Origin of the sequence: Pseudomonas viciae (assembly GCF_004786035.1) — a bacterium.
Taxonomy (GTDB): domain Bacteria; phylum Pseudomonadota; class Gammaproteobacteria; order Pseudomonadales; family Pseudomonadaceae; genus Aquipseudomonas; species Aquipseudomonas viciae.
This window is the reverse complement of record NZ_CP035088.1, coordinates 2,872,364-2,890,267: the sequence shown is the minus strand read 5'-3', so window position 1 is coordinate 2,890,267 and position 17,904 is coordinate 2,872,364. Positions and strand designations below refer to the sequence as shown.

General features: G+C 62.2%; 15 protein-coding genes and 1 pseudogene. 10 read left to right on the top strand and 6 right to left on the bottom strand.

The features are described 5' to 3' along the window. Window positions 1–5 precede the first annotated feature (5 nt). Genes EPZ47_RS13195 through EPZ47_RS13185 form a run of 3 tightly spaced genes read left to right on the top strand, consistent with a single transcriptional unit; the run spans window position 6 to window position 3,079 of the window. Complete coding sequence (locus EPZ47_RS13195) at window positions 6–929, top strand: TIM barrel protein (protein ID WP_135845171.1); 924 nt, start codon at window positions 6–8, stop codon at window positions 927–929. Between the two features lie 18 nt (window positions 930–947). Continuing rightward, complete coding sequence (locus EPZ47_RS13190; RefSeq protein ID WP_135845170.1) at window positions 948–2,117, top strand: Gfo/Idh/MocA family protein; 1,170 nt, start codon at window positions 948–950, stop codon at window positions 2,115–2,117. Window positions 2,118–2,176: 59 nt separating this feature from the next. Beyond that, the gene (locus EPZ47_RS13185) at window positions 2,177–3,079 is read left to right on the top strand and encodes a sugar phosphate isomerase/epimerase family protein (RefSeq protein WP_135845169.1); all 903 of its coding nucleotides are present in this window, start codon (window positions 2,177–2,179) and stop codon (window positions 3,077–3,079) included. 9 nt (window positions 3,080–3,088) lie between these two features. Here the strand turns inward: EPZ47_RS13185 and EPZ47_RS13180 are convergent, their stop codons facing one another. Next, the gene (locus EPZ47_RS13180; RefSeq protein ID WP_135845168.1) at window positions 3,089–3,547 is read right to left on the bottom strand and encodes a metallophosphoesterase family protein; all 459 of its coding nucleotides are present in this window, start codon (window positions 3,545–3,547) and stop codon (window positions 3,089–3,091) included. A 278-nt stretch (window positions 3,548–3,825) separates the two neighbouring features. Between EPZ47_RS13180 and EPZ47_RS13175 the strand changes: the two genes are divergently transcribed. From EPZ47_RS13175 to EPZ47_RS13165, 3 genes are all read left to right on the top strand, one after another. Further along, complete coding sequence (locus tag EPZ47_RS13175) at window positions 3,826–5,394, top strand: sensor domain-containing diguanylate cyclase (RefSeq protein ID WP_135845167.1); 1,569 nt, start codon at window positions 3,826–3,828, stop codon at window positions 5,392–5,394. Window positions 5,395–5,512: 118 nt separating this feature from the next. Then, a complete protein-coding gene (locus EPZ47_RS13170; protein ID WP_135845166.1) occupies window positions 5,513–7,513 on the top strand; it encodes a peptidase U32 family protein in 2,001 nt (666 codons plus the stop codon). Window positions 7,514–7,789: 276 nt separating this feature from the next. Continuing rightward, entirely contained in the window at window positions 7,790–9,529 is a 1,740-nt protein-coding gene (locus tag EPZ47_RS13165; RefSeq protein ID WP_135845165.1) for a dipeptidase, read from the top strand. A 54-nt stretch (window positions 9,530–9,583) separates the two neighbouring features. Here the strand turns inward: EPZ47_RS13165 and EPZ47_RS13160 are convergent, their stop codons facing one another. Continuing rightward, a complete protein-coding gene (locus EPZ47_RS13160; RefSeq protein ID WP_028237016.1) occupies window positions 9,584–9,811 on the bottom strand; it encodes a DUF3079 domain-containing protein in 228 nt (75 codons plus the stop codon). A 201-nt stretch (window positions 9,812–10,012) separates the two neighbouring features. Between EPZ47_RS13160 and EPZ47_RS13155 the strand changes: the two genes are divergently transcribed. The 4 genes and pseudogenes from EPZ47_RS13155 to EPZ47_RS13140 all read left to right on the top strand — a co-directional run bounded on the left by EPZ47_RS13155 (window position 10,013) and on the right by EPZ47_RS13140 (window position 13,118). Then, entirely contained in the window at window positions 10,013–10,543 is a 531-nt protein-coding gene (locus tag EPZ47_RS13155) for an iron transporter (protein ID WP_135845164.1), read from the top strand. 2 nt (window positions 10,544–10,545) lie between these two features. Then, complete coding sequence (locus EPZ47_RS13150) at window positions 10,546–10,887, top strand: cupredoxin domain-containing protein (RefSeq protein WP_135845163.1); 342 nt, start codon at window positions 10,546–10,548, stop codon at window positions 10,885–10,887. Window positions 10,888–10,909: 22 nt separating this feature from the next. Next, window positions 10,910–11,764, top strand: a complete 855-nt coding sequence (locus tag EPZ47_RS13145) for an FTR1 family iron permease (protein ID WP_135845162.1) — start codon at window positions 10,910–10,912, stop codon at window positions 11,762–11,764. Beyond that, window positions 11,752–13,118 (top strand): annotated as a pseudogene (locus EPZ47_RS13140) (4Fe-4S binding protein). Before EPZ47_RS13145 ends, EPZ47_RS13140 begins: the two are co-directional and overlap by 13 nt. Window positions 13,119–13,270: 152 nt before the next feature. Here the strand turns inward: EPZ47_RS13140 and EPZ47_RS13135 are convergent. The 4 genes from EPZ47_RS13135 to EPZ47_RS13120 form a co-directional block, all read right to left on the bottom strand. Next, window positions 13,271–14,890 carry a methyl-accepting chemotaxis protein gene (locus EPZ47_RS13135; RefSeq protein ID WP_135845161.1) on the bottom strand — a complete coding sequence of 540 codons (1,620 nt, stop codon included), beginning with the start codon at window positions 14,888–14,890 and terminating at the stop codon, window positions 13,271–13,273. Between the two features lie 111 nt (window positions 14,891–15,001). Beyond that, the gene (locus EPZ47_RS13130) at window positions 15,002–15,697 is read right to left on the bottom strand and encodes an anaerobic ribonucleoside-triphosphate reductase activating protein (RefSeq protein WP_135845160.1); all 696 of its coding nucleotides are present in this window, start codon (window positions 15,695–15,697) and stop codon (window positions 15,002–15,004) included. Further along, window positions 15,694–15,855 (bottom strand): anaerobic ribonucleoside-triphosphate reductase, encoded by a 162-nt coding sequence (gene nrdD, locus EPZ47_RS30595; RefSeq protein WP_135845159.1) that lies wholly within the window; start codon window positions 15,853–15,855, stop codon window positions 15,694–15,696. The genes EPZ47_RS13130 and nrdD overlap by 4 nt, the downstream gene beginning before the upstream one ends. Window positions 15,856–15,886: 31 nt before the next feature. Further along, a complete protein-coding gene (locus tag EPZ47_RS13120; RefSeq protein ID WP_135845158.1) occupies window positions 15,887–17,902 on the bottom strand; it encodes a ribonucleoside triphosphate reductase in 2,016 nt (671 codons plus the stop codon). Between the last annotated feature and the right edge of the window lie 2 nt (window positions 17,903–17,904).

Sequence of the window (17,904 nt, the reverse complement as noted above, 5' to 3'; positions counted from 1 at the left end):
GCCCCATGACGATCCACATCTGCACCGCGCCTTGCTGCTGGGGCGTCGATGACGTCAAGAACCCTTTCCTGCCTCCGTGGCGCCGCGTGCTTGGCGAAGCAGCCGAGGCTGGCTATCGCGGCATCGAGCTGGGCCCCTATGGTTACCTGCCGCTGGACGCCGAAACCGTCGGGCCAGCCTTGTCCGAACACGATCTGCGTGTGATCGCCGGGACGATCTTCGACGACCTCGTCACCCCCGCCAACCTGCCCGAGCTGCTGCGCCAGACCCACAACATCTGCGCGCTGCTCAAGCAATTGCCAGCCCCGCAAAAGCAAACCGGACAGCGCCATGCCGGCCCCTATCTGGTGATCATCGATTGGGGCCACGACGAGCGCGACTACGCCGCCGGGCACTCGGACCGCGCGCCACGCCTGGACGATGCGCGCTGGAACACCATGATGGCGCACATCCGCGCCATCGCTGACATTGCCTGGCATCAATACGGCATCCGCGCCGTCGTCCATCCCCACGCTGGCGGCTACATCGAGTTCGCCGACGAGTTGGCACGCCTGGTGGACGACATCCCCGACGAAGTCGCCGGGCTGTGCCTGGACACCGGACATCTCTATTACGCAGGCATGGACCCGGTCGCGTCGCTGCGCACCTACGCTCATCGCCTGGACTACCTGCACTTCAAAGACATCGACCCGGTGGTTTTCGACCAGGTGTTGAACGAACACATCCGCTTCTTTGCCGCCTGCGCCCGGGGCGTCATGTGCCCCATTGGACGCGGCGTCATCGACTACCCAGCGCTGCACAACCTCGTGCATGAGTTGGGTTACCAAGGCTGCATCACCGTCGAACAGGAACGCGACCCGCGCAACGCCGGGACCAGCCTGGACGATGTAGCGGCCAGCCGCGCCTACCTGGCCCGAATCGGTTTCTGATCACATGAGGACAGCCCCATGATCAATGGCAGCAAGACAATTACCCGGCCCATCCGTTGGGCCATGGTCGGTGGCGGTGAGCACAGCCAGATCGGCTACATCCACCGCTCGGCCGCCCTGCGCGACCGGAATTTCGAATTGGTCGCTGCGGCGCTGGATATCGACCCTGCACGCGGCCGGGCCTTTGGCGAGCAATTGGGCATCGACCCCGCGCGCTGCTATTCGGACTACCTGAGCCTGTTCGAACTGGAAGCACAACGTGCCGATGGGATCGAGGCAGTGTCAATCGCCACGCCCAATGGTACCCACTACGCTATCACCCGGGCCGCCCTTGAAGCCGGGCTGCATGTGGTCTGCGAAAAACCACTGTGTTTCACCCTCGAACAGGCTGAGGCGCTGCGAACCCTGGCGCAATCCAGGGACCGCATCGTTGGCCTGACCTACGGCTACGCCGGGCACCAGTTGATCGAACAGGCCCGGGCGATGATCGCGGCGGGCGAACTGGGGGACGTGCGTATGGTGCACATGCAGTTCGCCCATGGTTTCCATAGCGCGCCGGTCGAGACGCAGAACCAGGCCACCCAGTGGCGTGTCGACCCGCGCCAGGCCGGGCCCAGCTACGTGCTGGGGGATGTCGGCACCCACCCGTTGTACCTGGCCAAAGTGATGTTGCCCGACCTCAAGATCAAACGACTGATGTGCAGTCGGCAAAGCTTCGTCGCCAGCCGCGCCCCGTTGGAGGACAACGCCTACACCTTGATGGAATACGAGGGCGGCGCCATGGGCACGGTCTGGTCCAGCGCGGTGAACGCAGGGTCCATGCACGGGCAGAAGATCCGCGTGATCGGCTCCCGGGCCAGCCTTGAATGGTGGGACGAACGGCCCAACCAGCTGAGTTTCGAAATCCAGGGCCAACCGGCGCAGGTCCTGGAGCGCGGCATGGGCTACCTGCACCCCGACGCGCAGCAGGACGATCGCATCGGCGGCGGCCATCCCGAAGGGTTGTTCGAAGCCTGGTCCAATCTCTATCGCCGCTTTGCCCTGGCCATGGACGCATCCGACCGTGGCGACAGCGAGGCACTGGCCGCCCTGCATTACCCCGACATCAACGCCGGCGTCGAAGGCGTGCGCTGGGTCGAACGTTGTGTGGAATCAGCCGACAAGGACGCGGCCTGGGTTGCCTACTGAGCGGGCGACTTACCTGCAATCGAAAAGACAATGCCCCCAATGCTCACCGGAGAACAACAATGAAAATCGCACTCGACCCCTACATGCACCGCCACCTGGGCCTGCCGGATCTGTGCCGCAAGACCGCCGAGCTTGGCTACGAATACCTGGAGCTGTCGCCACGGGAAGACTTCCTGCCGTGGTGGGTGCGCCCCCGCGCCCACAAGGAACGCATCGCCCAATTCAAGAAAGCCCTGCGCGACCATAACCTGCAACTGGCCTCGCTGTTGCCGATGTACCGCTGGGCCAGCCCCCACGAAGACGAACGCCGGGCGGCGGTGAATTACTGGAAAGAAGCCATCCAGGTCGCCGTGGAGATGGGCTGCACGACCATGAATTCGGAGTTCGGTCGCGGGCCTTCACCGGATCGCGGGCACAAAGTCAGCTGCTGCGGGGGGCTGCACAGCCATGAGTCCAGCGAAGCGGCGTGGTGGCGCTCGATGGAGGAACTGGTGCCGATCCTGGAAAGCGAGGGGGTCACGCTGAACGTCGAGCCCCACCCGGAAGACTGGTGCGAGACACTGCACCCGGCCCTGGACATGCTCAAGACCATCGGTTCGGACAACGTCAAGTTCCTTTACTGCACGCCGCACACCTTCTATTTCGGCGATGACATGAAGGCCATGATCGCCGAGGCCGGGTCAATGATCGCCCATGTCCACATCGCCGACACCTACAACCACAAGGCCTCCTCAGGCCTGCGCTACATCGTCAACCCACCTGGCGCCAAAGTCACCGTCCACCAGCACATGGACATGCACCAGGGCGAGATCGACTGGGACCTGTTCTTCAGCGAACTGGCCAAGACTGGCTTCGACGGCATCGTCACTGCCTGTGTGTTCGGCTGGGAAGAACGGGCGGATGAATCCGGGCGCTTCATGCGCAAGGAAATCCAGGCCTACGTCGACAAGTACTTCAGGTAGACGCGTTCGTCACTCCAGTAATTGAACGATCCGCGGGTCTATCGCACTTGCACTCACCTCGAGCAAGGCCAGCGTCACCGGTAGCTTGAACCGCCGCCGGCCGGCGCTGCCGGGGTTGAGGTACAAGCGCTCGCCGCGCCACTCGATGCCTGGCTTGTGGGAATGGCCGGTGATCACCAGTTTCACGCCCGGTTCGAGCGTTGCTGGCACATCGGCGATGTCATGCACCAGCACAACCGCCCACCCGCAGAGCTCGAATTGCAGGCGATCGGCAAGTTGCCCGGCCCAATCGGCCCCCAGGTCGTTATTGCCGCGCACCACGTGCAATGGCGCGATGGACGCCAGTTGATCCAGGATCCCGGGGTTGCCGATGTCACCGGCATGGATGATCTGTTCACAGCCCTCCAACGCTACCAGCGCTTGCGGGCGGAGCAGGCCGTGGGTATCGGAAATGACGCCAACTTTCATGAGCGGTTCCCTCGCAAAAAACAGCAGCTGCCGTGCAGCCCGACGGGAGCGGACTCCCGCACCACAATGACTCAGGCAAACCTTATAGCGCGGCACGGCTTGACCGAAAGGTATTAGGCACTAACCACGGGCGTTTGTGTCCTTACTTTATTGCTTGATATCGACCCGCAAGTGTCGCTGCCCCCTGCCGGCCGCGTCTCAGCTAGCTAACGTGCTGAAATCGAATAAGATAGGCTGCGCATCAATCATGCGCAGACCCGTCGTAGAAGGAAATGTTGATGCTCGGACGCAAACGGCCAGAGCCAAAGATTGAAAGCTCTGATGAAGCCTTTTCTCCCCAGTCGGCCCGGGCCGGAGCAGCGTTGCGGCTCACCGTGAGCTTCATGCTGGTGGTGATTGTCGCCTTCCTGGCCGTTGAAGGCTGGCGGACGTGGCGTGATTATCGCGCGGCCTTTGCGTCGGCACGCGACTCGGTGACGAACCTGGCGCGGGCGACGGCCCAGCATGCCGAGGACACCATCCGCCAAGTGGATGTGGTGACTGCCGCCCTCAGTGAGCGCGTGGAAGGTGACGGACTCCAGAACATCGACATCCCGCGCATCCACAAGCTGCTGGTCCAGCAATCCGCCATCATGCCGCAACTGCACGGGCTGTTTATCTACGGCCCCGACGGGCAGTGGGTAGTCACCGACAAGGAAGTGACTCCGGAACCGGCAAACAACGCCGACCGCGATTACTTCCAGTACCACCGCACCCACGCGGATCGACGCGTGCGCATCGGCGAAGTGATCAAGAGCCGATCCACCAACGACCTGATCATCCCTATCTCCCGTCGTTTGAACAACCCCGATGGTTCGTTCGCCGGTGTGCTGCTGGGAACAGTCAAGGTCAGCTACTTCGTGGACTACTACGGTGACTTCAAGATCGACGACAAGGGTGCCCTGGTCCTGGCCATGCGCAGTGGAACCATCCTGGTGCGTCGGCCGTTCGTGGCCTCGGTGGTCGGCAAGAGCCTGCTCAATAGCGTGATTTTCAGAGAACACCTGCCCACTTCAAACCAGGGCGTCGCAGAGGCCAGGGCTGTCGTCGATGACACTGAGCGCCTGTACGGCTATCGGGCCTTGACCACCTACCCCTTGGTGGTAGAAGCCGGCCTGTCCCGGGAGTCGATCATCGCACCCTGGCGTCGTGACCTGCTCAAGACCGGCTTTGTCCTGATTTTCCTGATCGTGATACTCGTAGGCTTCGGGCTCATCGTGCTGAGTCAGTTGCGCTACCGGATGACCATGGAGAAGCAGATTCGCAGCGCCCACCAGGTCATGCGGGATATGGCACTGACCGACAGCCTGACCGGGCTGGGCAACCGCAGGCGGCTGGACACCGCATTGGCCGATGAGGTGCGCAGGGCCAAGCGCGACGGCTCTTGCCTGGCATTGATCATGCTCGATGTCGATTACTTCAAACGCTTCAACGACAAATACGGTCACGCTGCCGGGGACGACTGCCTGCGCGCGATTGCAGGTGCGATCCAGAAAACCATCAAGCGACCGGGTGACCTGGCCGTGAGGTACGGTGGCGAAGAGTTCACCGTGTTGCTTCCCCACACCCACAGCGCAGGCGCCACCAAGATCGCCCAAGAGATCCTGGAAGCCATCAGGGCGCTGAACATCGAGCACGTTGATCATCCATTGGGCATCGTCACGGCCAGCGCGGGCATTACCATCAGCCAGCCGGGCAGCGAGGATATGACCCCAGCCATGCTGATAAAGGCCGCTGACGCCTTTTTGTACCTGGCGAAAAACACCGGGCGAAATCGCTGGTGCAGCGCTGGCGCGTCCCAGGGATAAACCCCGCCGGACAGCCGCGCATCGGTCCACATCATGCGAACCCAAGTCCACAGGTGCCTGTCAGGCGCCTGACGGCTACAATGGGCGCTTCGACCGTGACCAGCCCGACTAAAAAAACATGTCCTTGCCCAAACATCATCTGGAACTGCTCAGCCCTGCCCGCGACGTGACCATCGCCCGCGAAGCCATCCTGCATGGCGCCGACGCCGTGTACATCGGTGGCCCGAGTTTCGGCGCGCGTCACAACGCCTGCAACGAGGTGGGCGATATTGCCCGGCTGGTGGAGTTCGCCCATCGCTACCACGCCCGGGTGTTCACCACGATCAACACCATCCTGCACGACAACGAGCTGGAGCCGGCCCGCCAGTTGATCCACCAACTGTACGATGCCGGCGTCGATGCGCTGATCGTCCAGGACCTGGGGGTGATGGAGCTGGATATCCCGCCCATCGAGCTGCACGCCAGCACCCAGACCGACATCCGTACCCTGGCACGGGCAAAATTCCTCGACCAGGCCGGTTTCTCGCAACTGGTGCTCGCCCGCGAGTTGAACCTGCAGGAAATCCGCGCCATCGCCGACGAGACCGAAGCGGCCATCGAGTTCTTTATCCATGGCGCGCTGTGCGTGGCGTTTTCCGGCCAGTGCAACATCTCCCACGCCCAGAACGGCCGCAGCGCCAACCGTGGCGACTGCTCCCAGGCCTGTCGCCTGCCCTACACCCTCAAGGATGACCAGGGTCGGGTGGTCGCCTACGAAAAACACCTGCTGTCGATGAAGGACAACAACCAGAGCGCCAACATCCGCGCCCTGGTGGAAGCCGGCGTGCGTTCGTTCAAGATCGAAGGGCGCTACAAGGACATGGGCTATGTGAAGAACATCACCGCCTATTACCGTCAGCGCCTGGACGACGTCCTCGAAGACCGCCCAGACCTGGCCCGCGCCTCCAGTGGCCGCACCGCACACTTCTTCGTGCCGGATCCGGACAAGACCTTCCATCGTGGCAGCACCGACTACTTCGTCAGCGAGCGCAAGATCGACATCGGCGCCTTCGATTCGCCGACCTTTACTGGCGTGCCAGTGGGTGTAGTGGAGAAAGTCGGCAAGCGCGACCTGCAAGTGGTGACCTTTGATCCGCTGTCCAATGGCGACGGCCTGAACGTGCAGGTCAAGCGTGAAGTGGTGGGCTTTCGGGCCAACATCGCCGAGCCCAAGGGCGAGTTCGAGGAGGACGGCCAGAAGCGTTATCGCTACCGCGTCGAGCCCAACGAGATGCCCGCCGGCATGTACCAATTGCGCCCCAACCATCCGTTGAGCCGTAACCTGGACCACAACTGGCAACAAGCGCTGCTCAAGACGTCCTCCGAGCGTCGTGTGGGCCTGACGTGGGTCGCGCGCCTGCGCGAAGAACGCCTGGAACTGACCGCCACCAGCGAGGAAGGCATCAGCGCCAGCGTCGCCCTGGATGGACCATTTGGCCTGGCGAACAAGCCGGAACAGGCCCTGGAGCAACTGCACGACCTGCTGGGCCAATTGGGCACCACCGAATACCACGCCACCGCGATCGAGCTGGATGCGCCCCAGGCGTACTTCATTCCCAATTCGCAGCTCAAGGCATTGCGTCGCGAAGTCATCGAAGCCTTGACCGCCGCCCGCATCGAGGCCCACCCGCGCGGTGGCCGCAAGGCCGAGACCAATCCGCCACCGGTGTACCCGGAGTCGCACCTGTCGTTCCTCGCCAACGTCTACAACCAGAAGGCCCGGGATTTCTATCATCGCCACGGCGTGAAGCTGATCGACGCCGCGTTCGAGGCCCATGAAGAGACCGGTGAAGTGCCGGTGATGATCACCAAGCACTGCCTGCGTTTCTCGTTCAACCTCTGCCCCAAGCAAGCCAAGGGCGTCACCGGCGTGCGTACCAAGGTTGCGCCAATGCAGCTGATACACGGCGATGAAGTGCTGACGTTGAAGTTCGACTGCAAACCCTGCGAGATGCATGTAGTCGGCAAGATCAAGGGCCATATCCTTGACCTGCCGCTGCCGGGTAGCACAGCGCAGCCAGTGGTCGGCTACATCAGCCCTGAAGACCTGCTCAAGACGATTCCTCGCGCGCCGCATTGAGCAAATCCCAGGATTTGTGCTCAGCACAAATCCTTTGTGGGGGCGGGCTTGCTCGCGAAAGCGGTGGGTCTGCTTGCATTGATGTTGAATGTGCCGCCTTCGCGAGCAAGCCCGCTCCCACACCATTTTTCATTTCTGCGCCGTTTTTGCTTTGCTGTGCGACAGATCATCTTTCAGGACTCCCCCGCCGCTTCCCCGTGGTGTTAGGTTGTAAGGGTTTGTGTCATCAAATCAGACACTTCCCTCTCAACTGCCTGCAAAGGAATGCCCCCAGCAATGGACTTCTCCCTCAAGCACCTGGCCGTGACCACCCTGATTCTGTCCAGCCTCGCGTCGATCACCACGCCAGCATTCGCCAATATCAGCGCGCAACAGAGCGCAGCCATCGTCAAGACCTTCACTGAAACCTCAGCCACCGACTTCAGGCAGTTCCTGGCAAGCGTGGCCAAGAGTGACGTCGCCAAGCCCGCCAACCTTGGCCCGGCCATCAGCGCCTTCCTCGACAACAAGGCGCTTTCGGCTGAACAGCAGAACGAAATCCATCGCCTGCTGGGTCTCTATGCCCGGGTGAAGTACGGCAGCGCAGCCACCGAGACGCTGAAAGAGCTGGTAGCGATCCCGACCTTTCGCAAGGACGGCGTTGCTCAGCACGAGAATCCCGAATTCCTCAAGATCGCGGACAAGATCAAGGACCTGGCCCAGTCCTTCAAGCTGAACTTTCGCAACATCGACAACCGCGTCTATGAGATTTCCCTCGAAGGCAGCGGCGACGAAGTCGTCGGCATTCACGCCCATGCCGACGTGGTGCCGGTGACGCCGGAAAACTGGGTATTGAAAGACGGCACCCGCCTTGATCCGTTCAAGGTCACCCTGGTGGGCGACCGCATGTATGGCCGCGGCACCGAAGACGATAAGAACGGCATCGTGGTGGCGCTCTATGCCATGAAAATCATCAAGGAAGAGAAGCTGCCACTGGCGAGGAACTTCAAGCTGCTGGTCGACACCACCGAGGAAACCAGCGGCGACGCGATTCCCTATTACTTCGAACGCAACCCGACGCCCAACTACAACCTGGCGCTGGATGGCGGCTACCCCGTCGTGATTGCCGAAAAAGGCTACGGCACGGTCATGGCGAACTTCGCTCGGCGCAGCGCACAGGGTAAAGGCGCGGAAATCACCGCGCTGACCGGCGGCCTGGCCACCAACCAGATTCCATCGACCTCGGTGGCCACCTTTGCCAGCGACAAGCCCACCGAACTGGCCGCCAACCTGCTCAAGGCCGGTACCGACTATGCCAAGCGCAATGGCGGCAATTTCGAGGTCGCCACCAACGTCGTCGGCAAGGACGTCCAACTGACCTTCACCGGCGTGTCCGCGCACTCCTCCGAGCCCGAGTCAGGCGTCAACCCGGTGGCGCGGATGCTGGACTTCATCAACGGCCTGGACGGCAAGGTCGCGCTCAAGCACAACCACATCACCGATGCCGCGCGCTACGCCGCCGACAACTGGGGCCTGGACTACCTGGGTAAAAAACTGGGCATTGGTTTTTCCGATGCGTTCATGGGCCCGCTGACCGCGTCCCTGACCTATGTCGGCATGGATGACAAGGCTTTCAAGCTGGCGGTCAACCTGCGGGTGCCGGTCGGCAAGTCCACCGAAACCCTCAAGACTGAAATCGCCGATAAGCTCGCCACCTGGAGCAAGAAGTCCCATGTCGCCGTGGCCTTCGATTATTCCATCGACGAGCCGATGTATCGCAACCCTGAGGGTGAATGGGTCAAGGCGCTGTTGGCCGTGGCCAGTGAAAACCTGGGCATGGAACACAAATACGGCACCTCTGCCGGTGCCACTTCGGTGCATGAGCTGCCCAACGGCGTACAGTTCGGCCTGGCCATGCCCGACGTCAAGTACACCGGGCATAACGACAACGAGTTCAAGACGGTCGAGCAGTTCCTGCTGGACCTGCAGATCGTGACCGAGATGATGGGGCGGATTGGGCAGTTGCCGAAGCTGTAAGCCCCGTGTGATCCACTGTGGCGAGGACGCTTGCTCCCTCGCCACAGGTTTATTTCATTCCTTCAGGTGGGTTGCGCTTGGGTCGATGACCTTGGCCGTAATGTCCACCAGCTCCAGCCCCCAATCACCATGCAGGTACCAGTCCTCGCCGATCATCTCGGCCGGGTGCATCGTTCGATCGGCACCGTTACCACAGGCCAGCGCACTGGTCGGGCAGTAACGATCGCAACCCCAGCAAATGCGCTCGGGATGCTTGGGACTGATGGGAAATGGCTTTGCCATGACGACCCCGTATAACGATGGGTGTACCCGTACCCTACCGCGTCGGGGCGCAGTGGCCCTTGACCATGATCAAGAACCGCCGTGCCTGAGTGAACTGCCGCTGGCGAGCGTGAATTAACGCTGAAAATTGACAAGAATCATTATTATTCGCGGCGAAGCCTCCTAGACTCGGCCATCTTTTACGTCGTCCAGGAAGTCATCATGCGCACGCTTGCCCCTCTGTCCCTCGCCCTGCTGTTTCTCGCACCGCTGGCCCAGGCCAAGGAATACCCCATCGGCGAACCGCAACTGTGCCCTGGGCTGGAAGTCGGCGCGGTGTATCTGCAGCCGATTGAAATGGCCCCGGCCGGGATGATGCGGGCCACGGCCGATTCCGACGTTCACCTGGAAGCCGACATCCGCGCCACGGCGGACAACCAGCAGGGCTTCCAGGAAGGCAGTTTCGTGCCCTACCTCAATGTGTCGTTCCAACTGAAGAAACAAGGCAACGACACCGAGCTCAAGGGTGACTTCCATGCCATGGTCGCCAATGACGGCCCCCATTATGGCGACAACGTGAAGCTGCTCGGCCCTGGTAAATACCAACTGACCTTCACCGTCCTGCCGCCCGGCGGCCATGGCTCCCTCGGCCGTCATACCGACAAGGAAACCGGCGTGGCGCCATGGTTCGAGCGCTGTGAACTGCATTACGAATTCGTCTACGCCGGGATCGGTAAAAAAGGCGGGTACTGAGGATGAATCGCCCGACCTGCAAACACTTGGCCTGGCTGATGCTGGCCGGCCTGATGTTGCCGTCAAGCGCCCATGCCCAATTGCCGACTTACGAGCTGAGCATTCGCGACGGGCATTTCACTCCACCGCTGCTGGAAGTCCCCGCCGGGCAGCGCTTCAAGATCGTGCTGAAAAACGTCGGCCAGGGTCCTGCGGAGTTCGAGAGCACGCCACTGCGGGTGGAAAAAGTGCTGTCCCCGGGTGTCACCACTTTCGTAGTGATTCACCCGCTGCGCCCCGGGCACTATCCGTTTTTCGATGAATTCAATCCGCAACTGCCCGAGGGCGGCATCCTGGCCCAGTAATCGGTCAGCAGGAGGCGTTTGCATGACTCAATCGATGTTTATTGTCTGGCGCGAAAGCGTCGAGGCGCTGTTGGTGATCGGTATTCTCCAGGCCTGGGTCGGCCGCCAGCAACAGGCCAGCCAACTGCTGCGTTACGTATGGGCCGGCGCGGCGTTGGGCTTGCTGCTTTCCGGCGTATTGGCCGGCCTGATTCTGCTGGCCGGCGAAGCCATGAGCGGCGCGGCCAACGAATGGTTCCAGGCGTCGTTGGCACTGGTTGCGAGTCTGCTGATCGTGCAAATGGTCGGCTGGATGCACCGCAACGCGGGGACGCTGAAACAGGACCTGGCGCGCCACGCCGACCAGCGCCTGAGCCGCCAGGGCGGCCTGGGCCTGCTGGTGCTGGCATTGCTGGCGGTCAGCCGCGAAGGCAGTGAAACTGTGGTCTTCCTGTATGGCGCCGGCGCCCGCTTGCAAGGGGCGCAACTGGGGCTGTTCGCCGTCGGGGCAATCGCTGGCCTGACGCTGGCGCTGTTGACCGTTTCCTTGCTGCACAGCAGTCGCCGGTTCATCTCATGGCCGCGGTTCTTTGCCATCAGCGAAGCAATCCTGCTGCTGTTGGGCGCGGCGTTGTTGGTCAGCGGTATCGAGCGGGTCGCTGGGCAGTTGCTCGGTATGGACTGGCCCGACGCGGTGTATCGCGGCATTGGCGAGGCACTTTGGGACAGCAGCGCGATCCTCGACGACGGCCACGGTTTCGGTGGGTTCCTGGCTGATTTCACCGGCTATCGAGCCAGCCCCAGCGCGCTGACGTTGCTGGTATGGCTCTGCTATTGGGGCGTCGTTGCGGGTTGGCTGCGGCCACACAAGGCGCAAGACCTGCCATGTCCGACCTGAACCCTTGGCTCCAGCGCCTGGGCGACGGCATGCGGCGCCACGGTGCAAGCATTCGCGCCGTGCAATGGGCGGTGGTGCTGTTCTACGCAGTGCTGCTGGTGGTACCGGCCCTGTCGCCATTGCCCAGCAGCCAGGCGCGTCTGTTCGACAACCTCACGCTGCTGGCACAGTTTCTGTTCTGGGGGGTATGGTGGCCGTTCGTGTTGCTCTCGATCGTGTTGTTCGGGCGACTCTGGTGTGGCGTGCTGTGCCCCGAAGGCGCCTTGAGTGAATGGGCCAGTCGCTACGGCAAAGGCCTGGGCATGCCGCGCGGGTTGCGCTGGGCTGGCTGGCCGACCCTGGCGTTCTGCCTGACCACAATCTACGGCCAGTTGATCAGCGTGTACGACTATGCCCAGGCTGCGTTGCTGATCCTGGGGGGCTCGACCGTCGCTGCGGTGATCGTTGGCCTGTTGTTCGCCCGCGGCAAACGGGTGTGGTGCCGTTACCTGTGTCCGGTCAGTGGAGTCTTCGCCCTGCTCGCCCGCTTGGCGCCGGTGCACTTTCGGGTGGACGAACAACGCTGGCTGGAAAATCCTGCGCCGCGCCGCCCGCCCCCAACTGCGCGCCCTTGCTGGACATCCGTCGCCTGCGCGGCGCCGCCGATTGCCACGCCTGTGGTCGCTGCAGCGGCCAGCGCGATGCGGTGCGCCTGATTGCTCGCTCCAGTAACGAAGAAATTCTTCACTCACGCGCTGACACGCTCTCGCCCTGGGATGTTCGCTTATTGCTGTTCGGTGTCATCGGCCTGGCCATGGGGGCCTTTCAGTGGACTGTCAGCCCCTGGTTCATTGCCCTGAAACAGGCACTGGCACAATGGCTGGTGACGCACGACCAGCTGTGGCCCCTGCAGGACAACGCACCTTGGTGGTTGCTGACCCACTATCCGCAACTCAATGACAGCTTCAGTTGGCTCGATGGCTTTTGCATCGTCGTTTATTTGGGCATGAGTGCCTTGCTGCTGGGCATGTCATTGATGCTGCTGATGCGCCTGGCGGCAAGACTCTCGGGTGATCCTGCACAATATTGGCCCTTAGCCATCACCCTCACGCCCCTTGGCGGTGCAGGGTTGTTCCTCGGCTTGTCAGCCACCACGGTCAAACTGCTGCGTTATGAAGGGCTGCTGCTGGAATGGGTACAGCCGGCACGGGCTGGGTTGCTGGTGCTGGCGATCGCATGGAGCCTGTGGCTGGGCTGGAAACGCCTGGAGCAGATGACTGCATCACCGATTCAACGACTGGCAGCCATGGCCTGCCTGGTCCTGGCCAGCAGCTTGGTGGGCTATGGCTGGTGGTTGCAGTTCCGGGGTTGGTGATCACCGCTCCAACACCTGAACTCCCCCTGTGGGAGCGAGCTTGCTCGCGATGACGTCGGCACATCCAACATCACCGCAAACTGACCCACCGCCTCGCTCCCACAGGGGATTTATGGTGAGGTCGATTGCTGTGAAGCCTGGCAGTGCCTCGCCTATACCTTGAACCGCGCCACCGTCTCATGCAGCGAACCGGCCATCTGCGCCAGGTCCTGGCCGGCGGTGTCGGTGTGGCGGGCGCCCAGCAGCACCTGTTCGGACAGGTTGCGAATACCCACCAGGTTGCGGTCCACCTCTCGGGCCACCAGGGCCTGCTGTTCCGTGGCGCTGGCGATCATCAGGTTGCGCTCGTTGATCTGCGAGATCGAATGGGCGATTTCATCCAGGGCATCGCCGGAGCGCTGGGCCACTAGCAGGGTGGCCTGCACCAGTTCACTGTTGTTTTGCATGGAGGTCACCGCGTGGCCGCTGTCCAGGCGGATATTGCCGATCATGTCCTCGATCTCCCGGGTCGAAACCTGGGTCCGATGGGCCAGTGCGCGGACTTCATCGGCGACCACCGCAAAACCACGCCCGGCATCACCCGCGCGAGCCGCTTCGATGGCGGCGTTCAGGGCCAGCAGGTTGGTTTGTTCAGCGATGCTGCGAATCACATCCAACACCGAACTGATGTCCTGCACCCGTCCGGCCAATTGCTGGATTCGCCCGGAGCTGTCCGTCACACCGTCCGCCAGCGCAGTAATGGAAGCGACCGTCTCCTGAACCTGCTCACGGCCACGCTGGGCGGTTTGCTCGGACACCCGCGAGGCTTCGCTGGTGCTCACGGCATTGCGCGCCACTTCATCCACGGCGGCGGTCATCTGGTTCACCGCCGCCGCAGCCTGTTCGATTTCCTGTCCTTGCAACTGCAAGGTGCTGTTGGTCTGGCTGCTCACCGCGCTCAATTCTTCGGAGGAACTGGCCACCCGATCCACCGAGGCCGCAATGTGCCGGACCATGCTGTTGAGGCTCTGCTGCATGTCATGCATGTTGCTCATCACACTGTCGTTGGCGCCGACACCCACCGGTACCCGGATCGTCAGGTCGCCCTGGGCGATAAGGTTCAGCACCCGCGCCGCGTCATTGGGCTCCCCCCCCAGTGGACGGGTCACGCTGCGGGTCACCAGTATCGCGACAAGGCTCACCAGGGCCAGGCAAGCCAGCACCAGCGCGAGCATGTTGCGCCGCGCATCGCTGTAACGCGCCTGGGCCAACTGTTCACGTTCGACAAAGACCTTGCCCTGCATCGCCATCAGCGCATCCAGGCTTTTGTACACCTCAAGCTCTGCCGGCATCACGCCTTGCTTGAGCTGCGTCATCGCCTCGTCCGTAGCGCCTTGGCGGATCAACGCCTGCACCTGGACGAACGCTGCCACATAAGCCTCGCGGCGCTTCTTCAGCTCGGCATAGGCGGCCTTGCCTTCGGGTTGATCGAACAACGGCTCCAGCGTGGCAAAGGCCTGGGTAATGCGTTGCCGGGTGGTGTCGATCGATTGCTGGACTTGCGCATTGTTCTTGTCGATCAACAGGTCCCGGGTGTTCCTGGCGTTATCGCGCACGCCCGTGGCGATCACCATGATCGGATCGATCTTCGGCCAATCCTGCCTGACGATCTGCTCGGCCTGGTCGCGCAGCATCGCCAGGTCGCTCAAGGCGTACAGCGCCAAGGCGATCAAGGCCAGTGGGGCGATGGCAAAGCCGATCACGATACGTTGGGCAGTGGTGAGTCTGGTCATATCAAATGCTCCCTGTTCAATTACCTGCCGACTGGCAGCGCATTTGAAAACCTTAAAAAAGTGTGGCCCGGTCATCCCGGGCCGCTGTCGGTCGTTCATCCCTGCGTTCGGTCAACTGCGTAAGACGAACGAGGGGAACAACTCGCGCAGGGCGGCCCACAACTCAGGTTGCAAGGCTTGTGCCGAGACGCTGGAAAGATGGGGGTCGAGCATCCGCGCAGTGCGCACCAATTGCACGGCGAACCGGCTGACGCCGCGCTCGCTCAAACGGCGGGCCAGGGTCAACAACCGTTCGGGGTCGAACAGGTGCCAATGCACGGTGGTACGGCATTCATACTCCACGCCGCTGGCCAGCAGATGGTCGAGGCTGCGCCAGTTGGCGGCACCACTGCCTTCGACCCGGGTCACGTCCAGGGCATCTTCGGGCAACGCCTTGATGTCGAAGCCCACCCAGTCGGCCAGACCGACCACTTTGGCGAAGGCCGCCGGCTTGATTCCGGCGCTGTGCAGGCCGACGCGAAACCCCATCTGCCGGACCTCCTCCATGGCCGAGGCCAGGCCGTCCTGCAAGGTCGGCTCGCCGCCGCTGAACACCACGGCATCGAGCAGGTCCTGGCGGCGTTGCAGGAACGCCAAGACCCGACACCAATCCACCTCCTCGCTGCCGCGCGGCGGGATCAATTGCGGGTTATGGCAGTAACGACAACGCCAGGCGCAACCCTGGCAAAACAGTACGCAAGCCAGTTGGCCCGGATAATCGAGGGTGGTCAGGGGCACCATGCCCCCGACCCGTAGCACTCGACTCATGGACGCCCGGCCGCGCTTTCAGTGAAGTGCAGCCGTTCGCGATGCTCGGACTGCTTGCCCGGGTTGAAGGCCGCCACCGGGCGGTGGTAACCCATCACGCGGGTCCAGACTTCGCAACGTTGACGCTGTGCCTGCGGAAGAGATTGTGATGCGTTCATGGGAGAAGCTCCTTGCGGTCGATGGATCGGATCAGTGAACGCTGCCTGCCAACTGCTGTTGCAGCAGCAAGGCTTCGTCGCATTTGGGGCAGAACTCGTGTTCGCCGGCCAGGTAACCGTGCACCGGGCAGATGGAAAAGGTCGGCGTGATGGTCAGGTACGGCAGGCGGAAACGTCCCAGGGCCTTGCGCACCAGTTGCTTGCAGGCCTGAGTGGAGGAAATCTGCTCGGCCATGTACAGATGCAGCACGGTGCCGCCGGTGTACTTGCATTGCAGTTCGTCTTGCAGCTCCAGGGCTTCGAACGGATCGTCGGTGAAGCCCACCGGCAGTTGCGACGAGTTGGTGTAGTACGGGGCGACCGGGCTGCCGGCCTGCAAGATGTCGGGGTAGCGCTTGAGGTCTTCCTTGGCGAAGCGGTAGGTGGTGCCTTCGGCGGGCGTGGCTTCCAGGTTGTAGAGGTGGCCGGTTTCTTCCTGGAAACGCAGCAGCGTGGCCCGCACGTGATCCAGCAGTTTCAGCGCGAACGCCCGACCCTGCTCGGTGTGCAGGCCTTGCTGGTCGTCGGTGAAGTTGCGCAGCATTTCATGCAAGCCGTTCACGCCGATGGTGGAGAAGTGATTGCGCAAGGTGCCCAGGTAGCGCTTGGTGTAGGGGTACAAACCGGCATCCATGTGGTGCTGGATGACCTTGCGCTTGACCTCCAGGCTCTCCTTCGCCAGCTCCATCAGCGCATCGATGCGTTGCAGCAATGCGCTGGTATTCCCTTTGTACAGATAGCCCAGGCGTGCGCAGTTGATCGTCACCACCCCCAGGGAGCCGGTCTGTTCCGCTGAGCCGAACAGGCCACCACCGCGCTTGAGCAACTCACGCACGTCCAGTTGCAGGCGGCAGCACATTGAGCGCACCTGGTTGGGTTGCATGTCCGAGTTGAGGAAGTTCTGGAAATACGGCAAGCCGTAGCGAGCGGTCATTTCGAACAGCCGATCGGCGTTCTCACTGTCCCACGGGAAGTCATGGGTAATGTTGTAGGTCGGGATCGGGAACGTGAACACCCGCCCTTTCGCATCGCCAGCCTGCATCACTTCGATGTAGGCACGGTTGATCAGCTCCATTTCCACTTGCAGGTCGCCATAGGCGAATGGCATCTCTTCGCCGCCGATCACCGGGATCTGTTCGCGCAGATCCTGCGGGCAGACCCAGTCGAACGTGAGGTTGGTAAACGGCGTTTGCGTGCCCCAGCGTGACGGCACGTTGAGGTTGTAGATGAACTCCTGCAACGACTGGCGAACCTCGTCGTAGCTGAGTTGGTCCTTGCGCACGTAGGGCGCCAGGTAAGTGTCGAACGAGCTGAATGCCTGGGCCCCGGCCCATTCGTTTTGCAGGGTGCCGAGGAAATTCACCATCTGTCCCAAGGCGCTGCTCAGGTGCTTGGGTGGCCCGGCCTCGACCCGACCTGGCACGCCGTTGAGGCCTTCATGCAACAACGTGCGCAAGGACCAACCGGCACAGTAACCGGCGAGCATGTCCAGGTCGTGGATATGCAGATCGGCCTCGCGGTGGGCCTGGCCGATGGCCTGGCTGTAGACCTCGTCGAGCCAGTAGTTGGCGGTGACCTTGCCCGATACGTTGAGGATCAGCCCGCCAAGGGAATAGCCCTGGTTGGCGTTGGCTTGCACGCGCCAGTCTTCACGGTCCAGGTATTCGTTCATCGAGGTGGCGACTTCCACCAGGGTGCGGCGGTCCCGGCGCAAGCGACCATGTTGCTCGCGGTAGACGATATAGGCACGCATGGAGAGGAAGAAACCCGCATCCATCAGCACCCGTTCGACGCGGTCCTGGATCTGCTCGACGTTCAACCGCGTTTGCCCTTCCAACCGCGCCAACACCGCCTCCAGCAACCCTTCGGCCTCGACTTCGGCGTACTCGCCGGTGGCCTTGCCGGCAGCGATCAGCGCCTGGCGGATCTTGTCCGCATCAAAGGCGACCACACTGCCATCGCGCTTGTGCAAACGGTTACAGCCTACTGAGATCAACGTGCTCTGCATTT

Bases quoted from the DNA above. Each gene is read 5' to 3' on its own strand.
- EPZ47_RS13195 (WP_135845171.1), top strand. From the start codon at position 6: ATGACGATCCACATCTGCACCGCGCCTTGCTGCTGGGGCGTCGATGAC.
- EPZ47_RS13190 (WP_135845170.1), top strand. From the start codon at position 948: ATGATCAATGGCAGCAAGACAATTACCCGGCCCATCCGTTGGGCCATG.
- EPZ47_RS13185 (WP_135845169.1), top strand. From the start codon at position 2,177: ATGAAAATCGCACTCGACCCCTACATGCACCGCCACCTGGGCCTGCCG.
- EPZ47_RS13180 (WP_135845168.1), bottom strand. From the start codon at position 3,547: ATGAAAGTTGGCGTCATTTCCGATACCCACGGCCTGCTCCGCCCGCAA.
- EPZ47_RS13175 (WP_135845167.1), top strand. From the start codon at position 3,826: ATGCTCGGACGCAAACGGCCAGAGCCAAAGATTGAAAGCTCTGATGAA.
- EPZ47_RS13170 (WP_135845166.1), top strand. From the start codon at position 5,513: ATGTCCTTGCCCAAACATCATCTGGAACTGCTCAGCCCTGCCCGCGAC.
- EPZ47_RS13165 (WP_135845165.1), top strand. From the start codon at position 7,790: ATGGACTTCTCCCTCAAGCACCTGGCCGTGACCACCCTGATTCTGTCC.
- EPZ47_RS13160 (WP_028237016.1), bottom strand. From the start codon at position 9,811: ATGGCAAAGCCATTTCCCATCAGTCCCAAGCATCCCGAGCGCATTTGC.
- EPZ47_RS13155 (WP_135845164.1), top strand. From the start codon at position 10,013: ATGCGCACGCTTGCCCCTCTGTCCCTCGCCCTGCTGTTTCTCGCACCG.
- EPZ47_RS13150 (WP_135845163.1), top strand. From the start codon at position 10,546: ATGAATCGCCCGACCTGCAAACACTTGGCCTGGCTGATGCTGGCCGGC.
- EPZ47_RS13145 (WP_135845162.1), top strand. From the start codon at position 10,910: ATGACTCAATCGATGTTTATTGTCTGGCGCGAAAGCGTCGAGGCGCTG.
- EPZ47_RS13135 (WP_135845161.1), bottom strand. From the start codon at position 14,890: ATGACCAGACTCACCACTGCCCAACGTATCGTGATCGGCTTTGCCATC.
- EPZ47_RS13130 (WP_135845160.1), bottom strand. From the start codon at position 15,697: ATGAGTCGAGTGCTACGGGTCGGGGGCATGGTGCCCCTGACCACCCTC.
- nrdD (WP_135845159.1), bottom strand. From the start codon at position 15,855: ATGAACGCATCACAATCTCTTCCGCAGGCACAGCGTCAACGTTGCGAA.
- EPZ47_RS13120 (WP_135845158.1), bottom strand. From the start codon at position 17,902: ATGCAGAGCACGTTGATCTCAGTAGGCTGTAACCGTTTGCACAAGCGC.